Genomic DNA, 20630 nt, shown 5'->3' with positions numbered 1-20630 from the left:
ATGGAGAAAATTTTGATTGCCAACCGGGGCGAAATCGCCCTGCGGGTAATGCGCACGGCCCACCGAATGGGCATTGCCACGGTAGCCGTCTATTCGGAAGCCGACCGGGACGCCCCGCACGTACTGGCCGCGGACCAGGCGGTATGTATCGGCCCCGCCCCGTCGTCCGAGTCCTATCTGCAGGAGGAAAAAATCCTGGCAGCAGCCCGGGAAACCGGGGCAGATGCCATTCATCCCGGTTACGGGTTCCTCAGTGAAAATGCGGCATTTGCGCGGGCCGTCGAGGCAGCCGGGCTCGTATTTATCGGCCCGAAACCAGACGCCATCCAAACCATGGGGGATAAACTCGCCGCAAAAAAATCGGTCCAACCCTACGACATCCCCCTGGTGCCCGGGACGGATGAACCCGTCAGCGACGCGGACAGGATTCGGGAGATCGCCGCGGAAATCGGCTACCCGATCCTGATCAAGGCGGCTGCAGGCGGCGGCGGAAAGGGCATGCGCGTGGTGGAGCGGGAGGCCGATTTGCACGCCCAGATAGAACGGGCAACCAGCGAGGCGAAATCGGCTTTCGGGGACGGTTCCGTATTTATTGAAAAATACGTAGCCGCCCCCCGGCATATTGAAATCCAGGTACTCTGCGATACGCACGGCAATGCCATCCACCTCTTTGAACGGGAATGCAGCATCCAGCGACGGCATCAGAAGGTGGTGGAGGAGGCCCCGTCTGCGGTGCTGACCCCGGAACTGCGGGAACGCATGGGGCGGGCAGCCGTGGATGTAGCGCGGGCCTGCAACTACCTGGGGGCCGGCACCGTGGAATTCCTGCTGGATGCCGACCACAATTTCTACTTCCTGGAAATGAATACGCGCCTGCAGGTAGAACACCCGGTTACCGAACTGATCACGGGGCTCGACCTGGTGGAATTGCAGATCCGCGTGGCCCGGGGGGAGCCGCTGCCCGTCCGGCAGGAGGAGCTTCAGATCAGCGGACATGCCCTGGAACTCCGGGTATACGCAGAGGACCCCCTGCAGGATTTTATGCCGAGCGTGGGCCTGTTGGAGATTTACCGTCCCCCATCCGGCCCCGGCATCCGGGTGGACGACGGATACCGAGAGGGCATGCAGGTGCCGATCTACTACGACCCGATGCTCGCGAAACTGATTACCTACGGGGCCGACCGGCCGGCCGCGATCCGGCGGATGCGGGAAGCCATTGCGGATTACCGGGTGGCCGGGGTAGCCACCACCCTGCCTTTCGGGGATTTCGTGTGCAGGCACCCCGCCTTTACGAGCGGGGATTTCACCACGCATTTTGTCAAGGAACACTATTCCCCGGAAGCCCTGGAAGCCGACCTGGACCGGGAGGCATCCGTTGCCGCGCGCGTGGCCCTGAACGCCTATCTGAAACACCTCGACCACTTAAGCACCAATACGCACTGACCGATGAAAGAAAGCCATGAGGAATTGAACCGCCGCCGGGCGGAGGCCCTGAAAGGAGGGGGTGAAAAACGGATTGAAAAGCAACACGAGAAAAAGAAACTTACCGCCCGGGAGCGCATCCGCTATCTGCTGGATGCCGGGTCGTTCGAGGAACTCGGCAGCCTGGTGACGCATCGGACCACGGACTTCGGCATGGCCGACCAACAGTACTATGGAGACGGCGTGGTGACCGGGTACGGGACCATCAACGGCCGGCTGGCGTACGTCTACGCCCAGGATTTCACCATTTTTGGCGGCTCCCTGTCGGAAACCCACGCGGAGAAGATCTGTAAGCTCATGGACCTGGCCGTAAAAGCCGGGGCCCCGGTGATTGGGCTCAACGATTCCGGGGGAGCACGAATCCAGGAGGGCGTCCGTTCGCTGGCGGGGTACGCCGATATCTTTTACCGGAATGTGCAGGCCTCCGGGGTGGTGCCGCAACTATCCGCTATTATGGGCCCCTGCGCCGGGGGGGCGGTGTATTCCCCGGCCCTCACGGATTTCATCGTGATGGTGGAGCAGACCAGCTACATGTTTGTCACCGGTCCCAACGTGGTCCGTACCGTCACCAACGAAGAAGTGGATTCCGAAGAGTTGGGCGGGGCGCGTACCCATGCCTCGAAATCCGGGGTGGCACACCGCACGGCTCCCAACGACGCGGCCTGCCTGCAGGACCTGAAAAAATTACTCACCTACCTGCCCCAGAACAACCGGGAACTCCCGCCGTCCGTTCCCTTTGAACTCGGGTCGGAATGGCGGGAGGACCTGGGGAACCTGGTGCCGGACAACCCGAACCAGCCTTATGATATGCGGGCGGTGATCGAAGGGATTGTCGATGCGGAATCCTTTTATGAAATCCATGCGGAATACGCAGACAACATCCTTACGGGGTTCGCGCGCCTGGCCGGGAAGACCGTGGGGATTGTCGCCAACCAGCCCCTCTCCCTGGCCGGTGTCCTGGACCGGGACAGTTCCCGCAAGGCAGCCCGCTTTACGCGGTTTTGCGATTGCTTCAACATCCCGCTCCTGGTCCTGGTGGATGTGCCGGGCTTCCTGCCAGGGACCGACCAGGAATGGAACGGCATCATTGTGCACGGCGCCAAGTTGCTCTATGCCCTGAGCGAGGCCACCGTCCCCCGGATTACGCTGATCACCCGGAAGGCGTACGGCGGGGCCTACGATGTGATGAACTCCAAACACATAGGGGCCGACCTGAATTACGCCTGGCCGGGGGCCGAAATAGCTGTGATGGGGGCCAAGGGTGCCAGTGAGATCATCTTCCGGAAGGAAATCGCCAAGGCGGAAGACCCTGAGAAAAAGCTGGCTGAGAAGGAAGCGGAATACGCGGAAAAATTTGCAAACCCCTACCGGGCCGCAGGCCGCGGGTTTATCGATGAGGTCATCCTGCCCGGGGAGACCCGCCGTAAACTCATCCGGGGATTTGCTTCCCTGGAAAACAAGCAGGTGGACGCCCCAAAACGCAAACACGGGAACATCCCGCTCTAGCCCCCCAAAATACCGGATCCGGGCGGTCGCTGGCCGCCGGACACCTCCGGCAGGTAAAGTATCCCCGAGCAGGAATCCTTGCGGGCACCCGTTACGGACGAAAGGACATTTACCGAACCGCTGAGCCGCAGCGCCCCAAGCAGGGCAAAAACCAGCGCCTCCTTGTTTTCGACCAGGCCGTCGTGGGGTATATGTACCCGGATATCCGGGTGCATTCCCTCCCGGATCTGTTCCATGAGAAAATCGTTGTACGCCCCACCGCCGGTGACCAATACCGTAGCGGGGCTTCCCCCGGCCAGTTCGTCTATTTGCCGGGCCACCGTGCCGGCAACGTGGACGGTCGCTGTACGCAAGCGGTCTTCCGGTGAGCCCGGGTGCGCATTCAATAGCGGGATGATCTGGTCCCGGAACCACTCGTAACCTGTGGATTTTGGGAAGGGTTGGCGGTAATAGGGCAGGTTGTCCAGGGCCTTTAGCAGGTCGGGAAGCACCTTTCCGCTCCGGGCCAGGGCCCCGCCGGCGTCATAGGCCCGGCCAGATTCACTACTCAGGTGGTTGAGCAGCATGTTCGCAATCCCGATGTCAAAAGCGGTGCGTTTGCCCATGCGTTCAAAGGAAATATTGCTGATGCCCCCCAGGTTCAGGCAGAAGTCGTACGACCCGAATAGCAACCGGTCGCCAATGGGTACCAGGGGTGCCCCCTGCCCGCCGAGCCGGATATCCAGGGAACGGAAATCCCCGATACACGGAACCCCGGTGCGCAGGGCCACCTCCTGGGGGCAGCCCAGTTGGAAGGTAAAACCGGCTTCCGGTCGGTGGTGTACCGTATGCCCATGGCTCGCCACCGCATCGGCCGGTTCGTGCTGCGCTGCCAGGAATTTCGCTGCCTGATCCCCCAACCACTTACCGTATTCCGTGTGGAAAGCCAGGAGCCCGCCCACGTCCATTTCAATGGCAGCCTGGAGCCGTTGCCGCATTTTTGGTTCGTAATCCAGGCAGCCGGACGCCAGGATTTTGTACCCCCAGGCGCCTTCCGATTCGGTCAGGTGTGCAAGGACCAGGTCCAGGCCGTCCAGGGAGGTCCCGGACATCATGCCAAGTATGCGAAAGTCATTCATGCCAGTTCATTTAATTGGTTTACGCCGTGTTGTTTAACCGTTCCGGGACGGTTTCAGTTGGATGGGCAGCTCGCCTGCCGGGCGTGCCTCCCCCCGAAAATAAGCAAGGGCCTGCTGTTGAAATTCCGCCAACGGCAGGTAGGCTACCAGGATCCCTGCAACCCGGTCTGTTTGCAACAGATTCAGGGCATACGGATTCCCGAAGTGGCAGAGCCAGACCCGGTGATTCTCCATCAATGCATCGAGGGCCCGGAGGGCGGCAGCCGAGATGCCAAAATTTCCTGCAGGTTTCAGGGCAGGGGGTTGCAGGGCGATCAGGATTTTTTGGGTGCCCGGCATGGGGAGGGCTTCCGGCCGGTCTGCGGCCAGGTCCCATTCCAGGAAATCCGCCTGGAATTGATCCCGGATCCCCGCATGAAAAGGCAGCAGGTCCCTGCCTGCAAGTACGACAGTGACCGGGCCTTCGCCGAGGAAGGCGGCAGGTTCCCCATCTGCGCGAGCCTCCGTCAGGCATTTTGCGGCGAGTTCCCGGCGGAGTCCGGCCGGGGAATGGGCCGGTTGTACCGGCTTGGATCCGACTTCCCGGACGCGTTCTTTCAATTGCCAGACCCGACGGAAGGAAGCTTCAATCTGGTCGGTTTCCCCTTCCCGGCATATCCGCCGGTGGGCCTCCGGGATGTCTTCGGCAAAGCAGAGCATGTCGTTCCCGGCGGCAAAGGCCCGCCAGGCCACCTCCCCGGGACCCGGATAATTTTTGCTCACCGCGTGCATATTCAGGGCATCGCTGATAACTGCCCCGTCAAACCCCAGATTTTGCCGGATGCCCTGGCCGATGACGGCGGGGGATAAACTGGCCGGCAGGCCTTCCGGGTCCAGGGCGGGCACGGCCAGGTGCCCGGTCATAATGGCGTCAACCCCTTCCGCCACAAGTCGTCGGAACGGGACGAATTCCGTGGATTCCAGTTCCGCCGCTCCTTTATCGATAGCAGGAAGCGCCAGGTGGGAATCTACGGCGGTATCCCCATGGCCCGGGAAGTGTTTCCCACAACCCAGGATGCCCCCGTCTTTGAGGCCCCGGTAAAAAAGCGAGGCGCGGCGGGCGACCCCCTCCGGGGTGGTCCCGAAGGCCCGGTAGCCAATCACCGGGTTCCCCGGGTTGCAATTCACGTCAGCAACCGGGGCCAGGTTCCAGTGGATGCCGGCATCCCGGCAGTCGGCGGCCATTCGCAGTCCTACCTGGTAGAGCAGCGGGTCCCGATCCGACAGGGCCCCCAGGCAGAGGGCGTACGGGTAAGGCTCCCCGTTTTCGACCCGCATGGCCAGGCCCCATTCCGCATCCATGGCGATCAGCAGCGGGTATCGGGCAGCCCGCTGGTAGCGGCGGATCAGTTCTTTCAGGGTCCCCAGGCTGTCCGGGTTGTGGGGGATTTCCTTTTTTCCCTCAAAATTGGTGGCGGCGCTGGCCGGGCTGTGGAAAAAGCAAAGGCCGCCGATGTGGAATTCCCGGATCAACTCCTCCAGGCGCACTATGGCCTCCTCCGTATCGTTGATAAAGGCCGCGGGCATAAAGAGCTGGCCCACCTGTTCTTCCCGGGTAGTGTGGCGCAGCATGTGTTCTACCGGGCGGGTGTCAGGCATCGGAAGCGGATTTTTTGCCGTAGTCGGCGGGGTAACGAATTTTTGAAAGCATCAGCAGGGCCGGCAGGGCGGCGATCACCACCCAGACAAAGAACCCCCCGTACCCGAGCCACTGCTGCATGTAGCCGCTGATCATGCCGGGGAGCATCATGCCCAGGGCCATAAAACCCGTGGCAATGGCGTAATGCGCGGTCTTAAACGGTCCGTCCGCCAGGTAGATCAGGTAGATCAGAAAGGCGGCAAACCCAAATCCGTATCCGAATTGTTCGGCAACCACCGTCCCGACAACTGCCCAGGTCTGGTCGGACTGGGTAATGGCGAGAATAGCATAGAGCACATTGGGCAGGTTCAGGGAGAGGATCATTGGCAGCATCCAGCGCCTGAGCCCGTCCCGGGAAATCAGGATCCCCCCCAGGATGCCCCCTGCCGAGAGGCAGATCACCCCGACGGTTCCGTAGATGGTTCCCACGGCTTCCGTGGAATACGCCAGCCCCCCGGAATCCGGGTCGTCCAACAGGAAAGGCGCGGCCATTTTAACCAGCTGGGACTCCCCGAGCCGGTAGGTGAGGATAAAGGCCAGCGCCCACCCGATATGCGGCTTTTCGAAAAAACTCCTGAAAATGGCCCAGAAGCTGCGGTCGCCCTCGGCGGGCTGGGCGGTTTCGTAGGCCGGGGTGGCAAAATAGTTGGAGAGGGTCATCAGCAGCATCAGCCCGGCCGTGGCCGTCAGGGTAACGGACCAGGCCCTGGAATTATCCCCGTAATAGTTTTCCAGGAATCCCGCCAGGATAACAATCAGGCCCTGGCCGGTGATCATCGCCAGGCGGTAAAAAGTACTCCGCATCCCGACGAAAAACGATTGTTTTTTCTGGCTCAGGGCAATCATGTAGTAACCGTCCGAGGCGATGTCGTTGGTGGCTGAGGCAAAGGCAGCAATCCAGAAACAGGCCAGGGAGGTTACCAGGAACTGGTTGGTGGGGAGGCTGAGCCCCGCAGCCAGCAAGGCTGCCGAAATGATGAGCTGCATGGAGAGAAACCATTTCCGTTTGGTACCGCGCAAATCCACAAAGGGGCTCCAAAGCGGCTTCAGCACCCAGGGCAGGTAGAGCCAGCTGGTATACAGGCCAATATCCGCGTTGCTGACCCCGAGGTTTTTATAGAGGATCACCGAGACGGTGACTACCAGGACGTAGGGGAGGCCCTGTGTAAAATACAAGGTGGGGACCCATAGCCAGGCCCGTTTGTCTTTTGGCGTCATGGCCCGAATTTAATTGAAATGTCCGACATGTCCCGGGTTGCATAAAAAAATAGCCCCGGACCCTGAAGGCCCGGGGCTCAGTTGGGGGAATATCCCGGTTCGGTTACATGAAATGGTAGCGGACAAACCCTTCCATCGCCTCGTACTCGGCCATCCCGAGCGCATTGTATTTCCGGGCAGTCTCCTTGTTCCGCTGTTCGGCCCGTTGCCAGAATTCCCGCTCGTCATTGCCGGGGAACATGGCACTGTCCTTTTGCGACTGGTGCTTGAAGATGGCATTCTTTTTCCGCTCCATGTCTTTGGGCCCGATGGGGACAGCCATTTCCATATCTGCAATATCCCATTCCTGCCAGGCGCCCCGGTAGAGCCAGACATAGCAGTCCGACAACCATTCCGCCCCTTCCTGCTTCAGGCGCTCCAGGGCCTGGAAGATAATTTGCAGGCAAACCCGGTGCGTCCCGTGCGGGTCCGAGAGGTCCCCGGCCGCAAAGATCTGGTGGGGTTTTATCTGTTGCAGCAGGTCGTAGGTGATTTGAATATCCGCTTCGGAATGCGGTTTTTTCTTAACCGTGCCCGTTTCGTAAAACGGCAGGTTCTGGAAGTGGGCGTTGGCCTCGTCCACCCCGCAGTAGCGGCAGGCGGCCAGTGCCTCCCCTTTTCGGATGAGCCCTTTGAACTCCTGGATTTCCCGGCTGTCCACTGCCCCCGGCTCCTTGTTGGCCAGGAACTCCCGTACCTCTTTAAACTGCTGCATGAGTGCCTGGTTGTCTTTCTGGACGTCGGTGGCAAAGTCCAGGAAGCGGATCACCTCGTCGTCAAACACGGCGATATTTCCCGATGTCTGGTAGGCCACGTGAACTTCGTGCCCCTGGTCTACCAGCCGCAACAGCGTCCCGCCCATGGAGATGACGTCGTCGTCCGGGTGCGGGCTGAAGATCAGCGATCGCTTGGGATAGGGCTCCCGGCGCTCCGGCCGGTTGCTGTCGTCTGCATTCGGCTTCCCGCCCGGCCATCCGGTAATAGTGCGCTGCAGGGCATTGAATACCTGCAGGTTGATATGTTCGGCCGAACCGATCTCCGCCACCAGGTTCCCCATGCCGTATTCGTTGTAGTGCTCGTTGGTGAGCTTCAGGATGGCGATATCCAGCTTTTCGGACAGCCAGAGCACGGCCCGTTTGATCAGGGCGTCGTTCCATTCGCATTCCGAAACCAGCCAGGGCGTCGCCATCCGGGTGAGGGCTGACCCTGCCGCCTGGTCCACGATTACCTCGCAATTCGGGTGGTGCTGGAGGAAGGTGGCCGGCACGGATTCCCGGATCTTTCCTTCCACGGCCTGCCGGATAATGCCCGCTTTGCCTTCCCCCCAGGCCATCAGGACAATGCGCCGGGCCTTCATGATGGTCCCAACCCCCATGGTAATCGCTTTGGTGGGTACGTTTTCCAGGCCGAAGAAATCGCTGGCCGCATCCAGGCGGGTTACCCGGTCCAGGCGGACCATCCGCGTAACACTCTTCAGGGAGGATCCCGGCTCGTTAAAACCGATATGTCCGGTCCGTCCGATACCCAGCACCTGGATGTCCAGCCCCCCTGCCTTGCGGATTTGCTCCTCGTAATCCCGGCAAAAATCCCGGACGTCTTCCTTGTCGAGTTGGCCGTCGGGGATATGGACATTTTCCTTTTTGATGTCGATGTGGTCAAAAAGGTGTTCGTTCATGAACCGGACATAGCTGTGGATGGAGTCCGGTTGCATCGGGTAGTATTCGTCCAGGTTAAAGGTGACCACATTTTTAAAGCTCAGGCCTTCCTCCCGGTGGAATTGTACCAGGAAATCGTACACCTTGGTGGGGGTAGACCCGGTGGCCAGGCCAATGACGGCTTTTTTGCCCTGCTTCTGGCGTTGCCGGATAAGCTGGGAAATTTCCGTGGCTACCTGGAAGGAGGCCGTATCGGAATTGTCGTAGATCCGGGTGGGGATTTTTTCGAATTTCCGGGATTCGTCATCCGTCGGGATGGTGCCGTGGGGTGCGGTGCTTGCAATTTCAGTCATGGGTAGTTTTATGTTGTTTGCGGGGACAAAAATAAGAAAAAATTCCAATAATTGCAGTTTCTTGCAGTTTATTATGCTGTTAAATGCAATATTTAACTATTTATTAAATATCTGCAACAAAAAACAGCAGGTTCAGGATTTTACTATCTTTGCCGGAAAACCGCCTTACGTGCTCAAGGAAGAACGACAGCGCATCATCCTCAGTGAAGTGGACCTCCACAACCGGGTCCAGCTTACGGATATGGCCGAAATGCTCGAGGTATCCATCGATACCGTACGGCGGGATGTCAAGGAACTCGATGCGGACCAGAAATTGCGCAAAGTACACGGCGGTGCCGTTTCCCTGGGATTTGTAAGTCCGGCCACGGGCAGTGGAAATACCTACGCCCTGGAGGAAAAGCGCACCATCGCCCGGAAAGCGACGAGCCTCCTCCGGGACGGTTCGGTCATCTTTATCGACGGGGGGACCACCTGCCTGGAACTCGCCCGGGAACTGCCCGAGAACCTGAACCTGACCTGTTTTACCCTGAGCCTGCCGGTGGCCTTGCAACTATTGGCCAAGCCACGGGTGGAGGTGGTGTTGATCGGCGGGAAAATTTCGCGGGAGGCACAGATTGCCACCGGGGCCAGCGCCATCCACGCCCTGTCGGATATCCGTGTGGACTACGGCTTTATCGGAACCGGGTATGTGGATGCCCTCCACGGGCTTACTGAGTTTGACTGGGAGGTGGTGCAGGTCAAAAAATCCGTAATCGCCTCCTCCCGGAAGGCCATTCTGCTCTGTATTTCCGAGAAACTGAATTCACAGCACCGGTATCGCACCTGCGATATCAGTGCGATCAATACCCTGGTCACCGAATTACCGCCGGACCACAACCGGCTCAACCCGTTCCGCGACCGGGAAATTCATCTTTTATAGAAGCTCACCTATCAAATAGTATATCGCATAATATGTCGCAATTCAAGAAAATCACGGAGCAGGCCTCCCTGCACGATAACCTGGAGGACCTGGACGCCGTCTCCCTCCTGCAGAAAATAAACGAGGAAGACCAAAAGGTGGCCCCGGCCGTAGCAGCCTGTATTCCGGAAATTTCCCGGCTGGTGAAGGCCCTGGAACCCCGTTTTCTAAGTGGCGGCCGCTTGTTCTATATCGGAGCCGGCACGAGTGGGCGGCTGGGCATCCTGGACGCCTCGGAAATCCCCCCTACCTATGGCATGCCCCACGACCGGGTCATCGGGCTGATAGCCGGCGGCGACCGGGCCATTCGAAAAGCGGTGGAGCACGCAGAAGACGACACGCAGCAGGCCTGGAAAGACCTAGGGGAATACGAAATCGGGCCCACGGATACTGTGGTGGGGATCGCAGCTTCCGGGACCACCCCCTATGTCCTGGGGGGCATACGCAAAGCGCGCTCGGAAGGGCTGCTTACTGCGGGGATTACCAACAACCCCGGGTCGCCCCTGGCGGAAGCGGCGGAAATACCGATAGCTGTTGACGTGGGCCCCGAATTTATCACGGGGAGTACCCGGATGAAAAGCGGCACATCCCAGAAACTCGTTCTCAATATGATCTCCACGGCACTGATGGTACGTGTCGGGCGGGTCAGGGGGAACAAGATGGTCCACATGCAATTGAGCAATAACAAATTGATAGACCGGGGGACCCGGTACCTGATGGAAAGCCTTGGCCTGGAATACGAAGCGGCCGGGGAAGCCCTCAAACGCTATGGTTCCGTGCAGAAAGCGCTGGAAGCACTGAAATAGGATCAGTCGTTATCGATCCGGGTTGAGCCGGTAGATTCCCTCGCCCTCGACAGCCACGTAGACCAGTCCGTCGGGGCCCTGGCGGACATTCCGCACCCGGCCTACATCCTCCATGAGTTTTTCCCTTTTCAATACGGTTTTACCCTCCATTTCCAGGCGCTCCAGGTACTGGAAAGACAGGGAACCCACCAGCAGGCTGCCTTCCCATCCGGGGTAGTGGTCGGAAGTCACAAAGGCCATACCGCTGGGCGCGATGGAGGGGACCCAGTAGTGGATGGGTTGTTCCATGCCTTCCATCTCGGTCTGGTCCGTGATGGGGGTCCCGCTGTAATTGATCCCGTAAGTGATTACGGGCCAGCCGTAATTGGCGCCTTTTTTTACCACATTGATTTCGTCACCGCCCCGGGGGCCGTGTTCATGTACCCAAATTTCCCCGGTATCCGGATGGCGTGCCATGCCCTGGGGGTTGCGGTGTCCGTAGGAATAGATGGCGTCCAGGCCGTCCGAGCCGACAAACGGGTTGTCCGGGGGGATGCTGCCGTCCGGGTTCAACCGGTAAACCTTGCCGCCGTCCCGCCCCGTATCCTGGGGGTTCACGTCCCGCTCGCCCCGTTCCCCGATGCTGAAATACAGGTAGCCGTCCCGGTCGAATTCGATCCGGGACCCGAAGTGCTGCCCCGCCGTGGTATTCGGGCTTGCTTTGTAGAGTACTTCCAGGTCCGTCAGGGTGGTGCCGCTGAGCTTGCATCGGGCCAGGGCCGTGTGCCCGCCGGACCCCGGGCCCTCTTCGGACGCATACGTCAGGTATATCCAGCCATTGTCCGGGTAGTCAGGGTCCAGGGCAATGTCCAGCAGGCCGCCCTGACCGCGGTTGTATACCTCCGGGACGCCGGAAATTTCCGTTTTTGACCCCCCGCGGAAAAGAAGGATTTCCCCGCTTTTTTCGGTTATCAGCAGGGAGCCGTCGGGCAGGAAGGCCATTCCCCAGGGGATGTCCAGGTCCTCCACCACCAATTCGGGGGTGAACGAAACGGTTTCCGGGACAGTTGCCTGGTTTTCCGGGTCCTGCGCACAGGAGTTCATCGATAAAATGACCAAAAAAGCGGATAAAACAATACTATTTCGCATGTTGTGTCGTTAGGAAATAAAGAAGTATAGGCTTATCGCCTAAGTTAAAGAGATTTTATAAGATAAATAATTACCCCGGCCGCTATTCGTTTCCCAAATCGCGGGTATCGACCACAAGACTTAACCTATGCTCCCAAAAAAGAACAGGCATCTCTGGTATGCCCTGTTGATGCTAGTGGCCACTATCATCAGCTCTTCAGCCATTGCTGGCGGTACCCTGGGAGGATTTTTGTCCCGTATCGACAGCGTAATTTCCGATAGCCAGCAGCCCCAGGGGGTTGTCGGCATCGACCCTGCGGCAAGTATTGCAATAGGAACCACGGATTTCCCTGCTCCGGCCGCCCCGGCACTCTTCTCTACGATTATCCAGAATGCAGACGAGGAAGTTACCTGTGCGGACAACGGGTTTACCATTGCGCGGTTTAACCTTTGCGGGGACTACGACGACCGGATTATTTCGGTAAGCGGAAGCCACAGCAGTTATCAATGGCAACAACTGGTACCCGGTGGGAGCTGTACCTTTGACGTCAACGAAGACTGCCCGCCCATTATCGGGAGCGAGTGCAACCCGTACTGGCAGACGATTTCCGGGGCTTCCACCCTTACCCTGAATGCCGCTTCCATTCCGGCCTCCAGCGGGGCGGAATTTCGCGTGCGGGTCAACGGGGGTTCCTATTACTACTTCAAGGTTAAGAAAAGTACCATTACCCAGACCTATGTGAAGCGGGATTTTATCTGCGGGGTGCCCGGGCGGATCCAGATCACCAACCTCTCGAGTGCCTACGAATTCAGCATCGACAACGGCACGGGGTTCGGCCCCTGGCAAACCTCCCCGATCTTCGGCAGCCTGGACCCGGGAACCTACGTGGTGAAGGCGCGTTTGCAGAATACTTCGAACACCTGTGAATACCCGTACGAACCCATTGTCATCGAGGAACAGGAGATCGACATCGATGTGGAATTCACCGATGCCCAGTGCTTCGGGGAGACCGGCAGCATCACCGTAACGGTGAACAACGTGCCGGGCCCTTTCAAATACACGCTCCTGGACGCTTCAGGCGTGCCCCAGGAGTTCACCACCTTTATCCCGAACAACCCCTATACATTTGCCGCCGTTGGTTTCGGTACCTACAGCGTACAGGTGGAAACCCAGCAGTGTACGGGCGACCCGGGGAACGGTATCCCGCCCCCCCGCCAGTCCACGGACATTAACGGCAACCCCATTGTTATCGGGGACGGCCTGGTGGCCCTTTCAGCTTCAACGGAGGTGAATGAAAGCCTGAGTTCGGACCCCGTTTGCGGGGCCAACGATGCGGATATCATCGTGCGGACATCCGGCGGGGCCGGCCCGTATACGTTTACGGTGAGCGACGGGGGGAATTCCGGAGGCACATACACCGGGCAGACTACCTACAACGTCACGGCAGCGGGGACCTATGAATTCTTTATCACGGACGCTAACGGCTGTACCACTACGGCAACGGCCAGCGTGGAGGAACTCACCCCCCCGGACGTAACCGCTTCCGGGACGGACGGCGACTGCAACAACGGTGCCCGCATCGACATCAACATCATCGACGCCAAGGGGTACAACCTCTTGTTCCGCGCCGATCCCGCCGACCCCTGGTCGGCCAATCCGGTACTCACCGTGCCGACGGGGACCTACAACCAGATCCAGGTGCAGTACCAGCAGGCGGCCTTCAGCTGTATCTATACGATCCCGACTTCCATCTCGGTGACCAATGTAGGGGCCATCACCGGCAATGCCGTCAAGATCCAGGATCGGCTCTGCGACGGGGCCGGCGGCGTGGACGGGGGGATCATCGAATTCCAGGGACCGTATTCCGGGGGTTCCGGGAGCGGCTATGAGTTCAGTATCGACGGGGTGAATTTCAGTACCCAGGAAACCTATTCGAACCTGGCGCCGGGCACCTATACGCCCATCATCCGGGATGCCGGCGGCTGCCGCCTGGAACTGACGGCCATCACCATTGCCGATGTGGATCCCCCTACCGACCTGGCCTTTGCCCAGAGCGCCATCAATTGCGCGGCCGGCACTTCGGACGTGCAGCTCACCCCCACGAGCAACGCCCCGATTGTCCTTTACGAGGTCATCAGCCCCATTTCGGTCAATAACGGCGGGAGCGATACGTTTTCCGGTCTGAGCGTCAACACAGCCTATACCTTCCGCATTACGGATGCCAATGGATGTACGTATACGGAGAGCTTTACCCCCGCAGTCATCAGCACCATCCGCGCCCGGGTTAAATCCGGCGGGGATACCCGCGTATGTACCGGTGCAGCGGACGGTACAGGGACCTTCCTGATCGACGGGTTTACGAACAACTATACCTATAATATCAACGGGGGGCCGGAGAGCGCACCCCAGAACGACGCGGAAGTAGACCTGCCGCTTTCCGGGGCCGGTACCTACACCATTACCGTTACGGATGCGGATACGGGATGTACGGACACTGCAAGCATTACCATCGAGGAGCCGGCCAGCCCGCTGACCCTGTCGGGGAATGTAACCGCCATGACCTGTGCCAACGGGAATACGGGACGGGTGGTGGCAACGGCCGGTGGCGGTTGGGGTACCTACCGCTACAGCCTGGAGATGCCCAACGGCTTTGTCAGCGGCCCGAAAAGCGGGCGGACGTTTGGAAACCTGACCCAGAGCGGCAACTACATCCTCACGGTGGAAGATGCCGAAGGATGTACGGCTACCTTCAACTTCAGCCTGACGCCCATCGACGCCCCGACGCTTACCCTGGACGCCGGCGCTTCGGATTATTGTTATGTGCCGGGTACCGGCGCCACCCTGGCGGTGAGCTCCTCAGCGGGGACGGCCCCCCTGGCTTCCCACCAGTACCGGATCAACGGAGGCCCCCTGCAGGCCAGCCCTGTATTTACCGGACTGAACCCCGGAAATTACACCATCGAAGTGGTGGACGGGAACAATTGTACGGATGCGGTCACCGCGACGATTAATTCCCAGTTGCGGGTGAACACGAGTATCGATGCGGAAATCCCGTGTGGCGGTGCCGACGGGGGGATCCGCGTGCAGGTGACGGGCGGGTACCTGGCCGGGGCCGGGCCCAAGCAGTACGAGGTAAGCGCTAATGGCGGGGCTACCTACGGCGCCCCGGTACCCCTGGCGAGCAACAACTTTGTATACAACACGAATGTACCCGGGGATTATGTGTTCCGGGTAACGGATAACCGGGGTTGCGTGGCCGTGTCCAGCCCGATTACGCTGAACCCGCCTGTAAATATTGACCCGGCCAGCATCGCGGTGACTCCTGCGAGCTGCGGGCAGACCAACAACGGCATTGTCACCGTTACCCCGGATGCCACCAGCGGCATCCCGCCTTACGAAATCAGCTTTGACGGCGGGGCCTTCGGTTCCCAGTCCGTCTTTTCCAACCTGAACGCCGGCCAGACCTATACGGTAATCGTCCGGGATGCCCGCGGGTGCGAAACCGTGCCCCAGGACGTAACCATTCCCCTGGACGGCACGCCCCCGCCGGATGCAACGGTTGCGCCGGTGACGGCTACCTGTTCGGCCGGCCTTGTGGAAGGCAATATCCAGGTAACCTCTGTGGCCGGGGGAACCGCCGATTACACATATATCCTGCAGGACCAGTTCGGCGTGGAACTGGACCGGATCGGGCCCACTTCCAGTACCGCGGAAACGTTTACGAATATCGTCCCGGGTATCTATACGGTGGTAACCCTGGACGCCCTGGGTTGCCGGGATGAGGATACGGTGACCGTGGACCAGACCACCGTAGATGTGGTCCCGGATCCGGTGGCAGCACCGGTTTGCGCCGCTGGCGGATTTACCAATACAGTGGAAATCGTGGGGGGCGTGGGCCCCTTCGAGATCCGCCTGGCTACCGACCCGAACCCGCCGGTCCCGGTAAACAGCCCGCCTCGACGGCATACCTTCAACGGCCTGCAATTTGGCGTAACGTACACCGTTGAGGTCACCGACCTGGGCACCGGCTGTGTGTACCTGGACGAAATCCCGCCCGTGGACGGACCCAACCCGCTGGAGGTGACCGCCACGAGCACCCCGGGTTATTGTGACGCCAACCGCTTTGGCCAGATATTATACGACGTTACCGGGTTTACCCCGGGCTCTGACCTGCTGATTGAACTTCTGAACACGGACGACGGGACGCGGATCACCATTGATTCGCCGACCAACGTAAGTCCCACGTATTCCGGAGCCTATGAAACCCTGCCGGGGAATTACCAGGTGATCGTTACCGAATCTACCGATAATTGTACAGATGCCACTGCCGTGGTCATCGACCAGAATACGCCCAATATCGATATCATCGCCCAGGAGCCCGCCAACTGTAATGCCTTTGGCCAGTTTACGGTCCAGGGATCCGGGGGTGGCGGCGGCCCCTATGAATTTGCTTTCATGGATGCCGGCGTACCGCCCACGCCGGGAGATTTCGATACGGCAACCACCTTTATCGGGCCGGCTGGGAATTACGACGTCTATGTGCGCGATATTACGGGATGTACCTCATTTGCCATCGCCCAGATCATCAACCTGGAACCGGACCTGCCCGTACCCACCTTTGTGGTGGAGAACCAGTGCGACAACACGGTCACCTCCTTCGATATCCTGGTACAGATCCCTTCGACGGTAGATACGCCGCGTTTTACGCTTAACGGGGACGAGCAGTTCCCGGTACTCAACGGCGGGGTGTGGGAATACACCTATACGGTAGGGACCCCCGGGGACTATGTGGTTGACGTGGTAGACGCCAACGGCTGTACGAGCCAGGGCACCGCCACCGTCTACGAGTTCCTGAGCGCCTCCGGCGGCTTTACCACGGAACCGACCTGTAACGCGGCCGACGGGGAAATCTCCATTTCCACCCTGGGCGGTAGCGGGGACTTTACCTTTGAGCTGCGCACGGGGGCCGGGGCCTATATTGACGACAATACCACGGGGGTCTTTACCGGCTATGCCCCGGGCGATTACGAGGTGCTCGTTACAGACAATATCGTGAATGACGGGGTGATCAATTGTTTCTTCCTGGTGGACGGGATTACCCTGGATGCGGCCATCCCGCCCGTGATCAGCGCGGTGATCGACACGGATATTTCCTGTAACGGGGCCAACGACGGGGCCATCGACGTCTTCCTGCAGGCGGGCACGGATGCCGACAGCCCGATTACCTATACGCTTTACGAGGCGGGGACTTCCACCATCGTCCAGCAAAACGGTTCCGGGTCGTTTACCGGCCTGGTACCCGGCTTCTATGACGTTACCGTGGTGACCAGCCGGAATTGCGAGACCCGCCAGGACGACATCGAAATCTCCGAGCCCCCGGCATTTTCCATCACGGCCAGCGCCCCGGATTTTGCCTGCGAACCGGGTGCCAACCGCTACAGTTCGACGATTGTAACGGTCAACGTGGTGGACCCGGGCACCCCGGGATACCAGTACAGTATTACCGGGTTTGGAAACTATCAGAGTTCCCCGACCTTTGAGGTTGTCGACAACGGCTCCCCCCAGGATATTACAATTTACGCCATCGACGCCAACGGGTGCCAGGCCACCTTTGATCTGCCCACCCTGAACCCGCCCACCGATGTGGTGCCGACCCTGTCCCTGCAGGCAGCCCTGACGTGTACCACGGACGAGCGGATCCGCGTGGATGTGGTGGGAAGTACGGATTTCACCCTTTCCGTGGTCAGCGGTCCGGCCAGCCCGGCTGCGGTGACGAACAACCCGGGAGACTCCTTTGTGCTGATGGACCTGCCCCTGGCCGGCGGGTACCTGCTCGAGATCACGGACAATATCGGCGGCTGTTCTTATCCGCTCCCCCTCCACGAGGTCTTTGAGCCCACCTACCCGGCGGTGACCATCAGCGAGGCAAACCCGGTGCGCTGTGCAGTGCCCGGAAATGACGGGGCGCTCTTTATCGAGGTTGCGGACTACACCGGGGTGTACGATTACCAGGTCTACCAGGTGGACAGCGGCGGCAACCGCATCATGCCGGCCCTGGCCAGCGGCAGCTTTGACACGAATAACTTCCCGGATGTCAGCGGCGATCCCGCCCGGATCACCGGCCTGCCGGGGGGCAATTTTATCGTGGACATCGTTTCCCAGGATACCCCGGGCTGCCCGGCCGAATCCAATGTGGCCACCGTACGGGCCCCGAACGGGCCCCTGCTTCCCGTGGCGGTGGAGGAAGGCAACGTGTCCTGTAACGACAACCTGGGCATCATCGTGGCTTCTGCAACCGGCGGTTGGGATATTGCCCCGTATGAGTACCGCCTGCTCCGCGACGACGGGAGCGGCTATGCGGAGGTTGCGCCCTATTCCGCTTCGGACCGTTTCGAAAACCTGGGCAGCGGGGACTATCGCGTGGAAGTCCGGGACGTTGAGGGATGTACGGCCACCGTGGATATCACCCTAAATCCGATTCCGCCCATCCAGGTGGGCATCCGGGAACCCCAGGCACTGATCTGCCCGGGCGGGAACAATGCCATCCTCGAAGCCTATGACCCGGCAACGGGCGATGCCCTTACGGCCCTTACCGGTGCTTCAGGGGGCGTTCCGGGAGCGGGTTACAAATACCAGCTCATCTACCTGGGCAGCAACGACATCTTGGACGAGCTCTCCCGCAGCGGCCTGCAGGATTCCCCGGTATTTGCAGGTGCAGGGGGCGAAGGGTATATCAGCACGGGCTGGTATGCTATTGAAGTATCGTCCACCTACGATTGCGTGGGTATTACCGAACCCTATTTCGTAAATCCCCCGCCCCCGATTATCCCGAGCCTGGTACAGGTGCGGGCCCCGGGTTGCGGTGGCCTCGGCGAGATGCGCCTGAGCGTCCAGAACCCGGAACCGGGCTTTGAATACGAATACCGCTCGGTGACGGCCCTGCCTTCCGACCCGTTTATTTCGATGGGGGTGGGCAACACCTCGGTATTGATTTCCGGGGGCCCTGGTTTCTACCAGTTCGACGTGCGCAAGGTCAATGCCTCCAATGTCTGCGACGTGGTGCGCGCCAATGGCCTGACGCTCATCGACGCCCAGGATCTGGACCTGGTGGTGAACCTGCCGGACGACATTTCCTGCGCCAACGAGATAGACGGCCGGATTGAATCCTTCGCCAGCGGCGGGGTAGGGGACAACAGCTTTATCCTGTATAGCGGGGACCCGGGCCCGGATCCGTTTAACCCGCTGCCGGGCGCCGTGGTAGTCCGCGGACCGCAACCCGACGGGACTTTTGAGCAACTCACAGACGGAAACGATTACTACGTAACGGTTACCAGCGGGAATACCTGCGGGGACGTGGAGGGTCCGCTCACTATCATGCGGCCGGCACCCATCGTGTATTCGGCTTCGGCTACCCCGGTTTCCTGTGCCGGAGAAGAAGACGGCAGCATCACCATCGAGGTGACCAGCGGGGGGGAAGGCCTGATCCAATTCGCGATCGCCCCGAATTTCAACGAATTCTTCAGCGACCCGGCTACCCCGGGCGTATATACCTTCACGGACCTTGAAGGAGCCCCCGGCGCGGGCCGGTCTTACGATATCCTGATACAGGATGCCGAGGGGTGCAGTGAGCTCACGAGCATTTCCGTGGTGGAACCCCAGCCTATTGAACTGAGTTTTACCGCAACGGACGAGACCTGTATCGGGGCCGCAGACGGCTCTGCCCAACTCACCATCGCCGGGGGGACGCCTTTTGTGGACGGATCGGGCATCCCGTACTACGAGACCAGCCTGAATTCCTCCGCAGATGTGGATTACGTGCGCAACGATGCGCTGTTCTACGACAACCTGCTGGGCGGGGAATCCTATGTGGTCTTTGTGAGGGACGCCAACGGCTGTACCGCCAACATCGTCATCCCCATTGAAATTGGGGTGGACCTGACGGCCAATGTGGACGTGCGCTACGGCTGCGACGGCATCTTCCCGAACAATTCCGTGGAGGTAACCCTGACAGACAGCGGGTTGTACGACGAGGTACTCATTGCGCTGGATCCTGCAGACCCCACGGATGCCATCACGGCAGAGGCCACGGATGTCCGCAGCTGGGGCGACCTGCCCGCCGGCGACCACACGGTGTATATCTACCACGAAAACGGGTGTACGATCTTTGAGGAATTTACCATCGACGACTACCAGCCCCTGACCCTGGATGCCATGCAGACGGGTCCGAACGAGATCACGGCTACAGCCAGCGGCGGGTTTGGCGGATACGAATTCTACTTTAACGGGGATTCGTTTGGCAGCGACAACGTGTTTACGATCAATTACGACGCGAATGTCCGGATCCGGGTGGTGGACCAGATGGGTTGTATGGTGGAAATCAGTTTCCCTTTCGACTTTGAGGGCATGGTGGAATTGCCGAATTACTTTACCCCGGACGGGGACGGCATGAATGACGAATGGTCGCCGGGCAACCGGGAATTCTTCCCGAATATCGAAATCAAGATCTACGACCGGTACGGCCGCGTGGTGGCCATCCTGGATCAGGTGAAGAACTGGGACGGCACCTACGAGGGGACCGAATTACCCACCGGCGATTACTGGTATGTGGTGAACGCCAACGACAATGAAAAACAACAATATGTAGGGCATTTTACCCTGTACAGATAACCAGCGATATGTGGAGCATGTTGGTGCCGGCATCCGGGGGAT

General features: G+C 59.8%; 10 protein-coding genes. 5 read left to right on the top strand and 5 right to left on the bottom strand.

Annotation, left to right across the window (positions count from 1 at the left end; translation table 11 throughout):
• Positions 1 to 1443 (top strand): acetyl-CoA carboxylase biotin carboxylase subunit, encoded by a 1443-nt coding sequence (gene accC / locus RB2501_RS13990; RefSeq protein WP_015755512.1) that lies wholly within the window; start codon positions 1 to 3, stop codon positions 1441 to 1443.
• 3 nt (positions 1444 to 1446) lie between these two features.
• Positions 1447 to 2988, top strand: a complete 1542-nt coding sequence (locus RB2501_RS13985) for an acyl-CoA carboxylase subunit beta (RefSeq protein WP_015755511.1) — start codon at positions 1447 to 1449, stop codon at positions 2986 to 2988.
• On the opposite strand, the gene RB2501_RS13980 is transcribed toward RB2501_RS13985, so the two are convergent.
• The 4 genes from RB2501_RS13980 to nagB form a co-directional block, all read right to left on the bottom strand.
• Entirely contained in the window at positions 2985 to 4106 is a 1122-nt protein-coding gene (locus tag RB2501_RS13980; RefSeq protein WP_049764871.1) for an anhydro-N-acetylmuramic acid kinase, read from the bottom strand. The genes RB2501_RS13985 and RB2501_RS13980 overlap by 4 nt on opposite strands.
• A 33-nt stretch (positions 4107 to 4139) precedes the next feature.
• Positions 4140 to 5744, bottom strand: coding sequence for a glycoside hydrolase family 3 protein (locus tag RB2501_RS13975; protein ID WP_015755509.1), 1605 nt, complete (start codon positions 5742 to 5744; stop codon positions 4140 to 4142).
• The gene (locus RB2501_RS13970; protein ID WP_015755508.1) at positions 5737 to 7002 is read right to left on the bottom strand and encodes an AmpG family muropeptide MFS transporter; all 1266 of its coding nucleotides are present in this window, start codon (positions 7000 to 7002) and stop codon (positions 5737 to 5739) included. The genes RB2501_RS13975 and RB2501_RS13970 overlap by 8 nt, the downstream gene beginning before the upstream one ends.
• Positions 7003 to 7105: 103 nt before the next feature.
• Positions 7106 to 9049: a glucosamine-6-phosphate deaminase gene (nagB, locus tag RB2501_RS13965; RefSeq protein WP_015755507.1), complete on the bottom strand. Its 1944-nt coding sequence runs from the start codon at positions 9047 to 9049 to the stop codon at positions 7106 to 7108.
• Positions 9050 to 9218: 169 nt separating this feature from the next.
• On the opposite strand from nagB, the gene RB2501_RS13960 reads away from it, so the two are divergent.
• The gene (locus RB2501_RS13960; protein ID WP_041327886.1) at positions 9219 to 9968 is read left to right on the top strand and encodes a DeoR/GlpR family DNA-binding transcription regulator; all 750 of its coding nucleotides are present in this window, start codon (positions 9219 to 9221) and stop codon (positions 9966 to 9968) included.
• A 32-nt stretch (positions 9969 to 10000) separates the two neighbouring features.
• A complete protein-coding gene (locus tag RB2501_RS13955; protein ID WP_015755505.1) occupies positions 10001 to 10813 on the top strand; it encodes an N-acetylmuramic acid 6-phosphate etherase in 813 nt (270 codons plus the stop codon).
• A gap of 9 nt (positions 10814 to 10822) precedes the next feature.
• On the opposite strand, the gene RB2501_RS13950 is transcribed toward RB2501_RS13955, so the two are convergent.
• Positions 10823 to 11941, bottom strand: a complete 1119-nt coding sequence (locus RB2501_RS13950; RefSeq protein ID WP_041327296.1) for a PQQ-dependent sugar dehydrogenase — start codon at positions 11939 to 11941, stop codon at positions 10823 to 10825.
• Between the two features lie 127 nt (positions 11942 to 12068).
• On the opposite strand from RB2501_RS13950, the gene RB2501_RS13945 reads away from it, so the two are divergent.
• A complete protein-coding gene (locus RB2501_RS13945) occupies positions 12069 to 20588 on the top strand; it encodes a T9SS type B sorting domain-containing protein (protein WP_015755503.1) in 8520 nt (2839 codons plus the stop codon).
• Positions 20589 to 20630: the final 42 nt, after the last annotated feature.

The organism is Robiginitalea biformata HTCC2501, assembly GCF_000024125.1.
Taxonomy (GTDB): Bacteria; Bacteroidota; Bacteroidia; order Flavobacteriales; family Flavobacteriaceae; genus Robiginitalea; species Robiginitalea biformata.
The sequence above is the reverse complement of the archived record's forward strand: the minus strand, read 5'-3'. Positions and strand labels throughout refer to the sequence as shown.

Bases quoted from the DNA above. Each gene is read 5' to 3' on its own strand.
- RB2501_RS13975 (WP_015755509.1), bottom strand. From the start codon at position 5,744: ATGCCTGACACCCGCCCGGTAGAACACATGCTGCGCCACACTACCCGG.
- RB2501_RS13955 (WP_015755505.1), top strand. From the start codon at position 10,001: ATGTCGCAATTCAAGAAAATCACGGAGCAGGCCTCCCTGCACGATAAC.
- RB2501_RS13950 (WP_041327296.1), bottom strand. From the start codon at position 11,941: ATGCGAAATAGTATTGTTTTATCCGCTTTTTTGGTCATTTTATCGATG.
- RB2501_RS13970 (WP_015755508.1), bottom strand. From the start codon at position 7,002: ATGACGCCAAAAGACAAACGGGCCTGGCTATGGGTCCCCACCTTGTAT.
- RB2501_RS13980 (WP_049764871.1), bottom strand. From the start codon at position 4,106: ATGAATGACTTTCGCATACTTGGCATGATGTCCGGGACCTCCCTGGAC.
- RB2501_RS13985 (WP_015755511.1), top strand. From the start codon at position 1,447: ATGAAAGAAAGCCATGAGGAATTGAACCGCCGCCGGGCGGAGGCCCTG.
- nagB (WP_015755507.1), bottom strand. From the start codon at position 9,049: ATGACTGAAATTGCAAGCACCGCACCCCACGGCACCATCCCGACGGAT.
- RB2501_RS13945 (WP_015755503.1), top strand. From the start codon at position 12,069: ATGCTCCCAAAAAAGAACAGGCATCTCTGGTATGCCCTGTTGATGCTA.
- accC (WP_015755512.1), top strand. From the start codon at position 1: ATGGAGAAAATTTTGATTGCCAACCGGGGCGAAATCGCCCTGCGGGTA.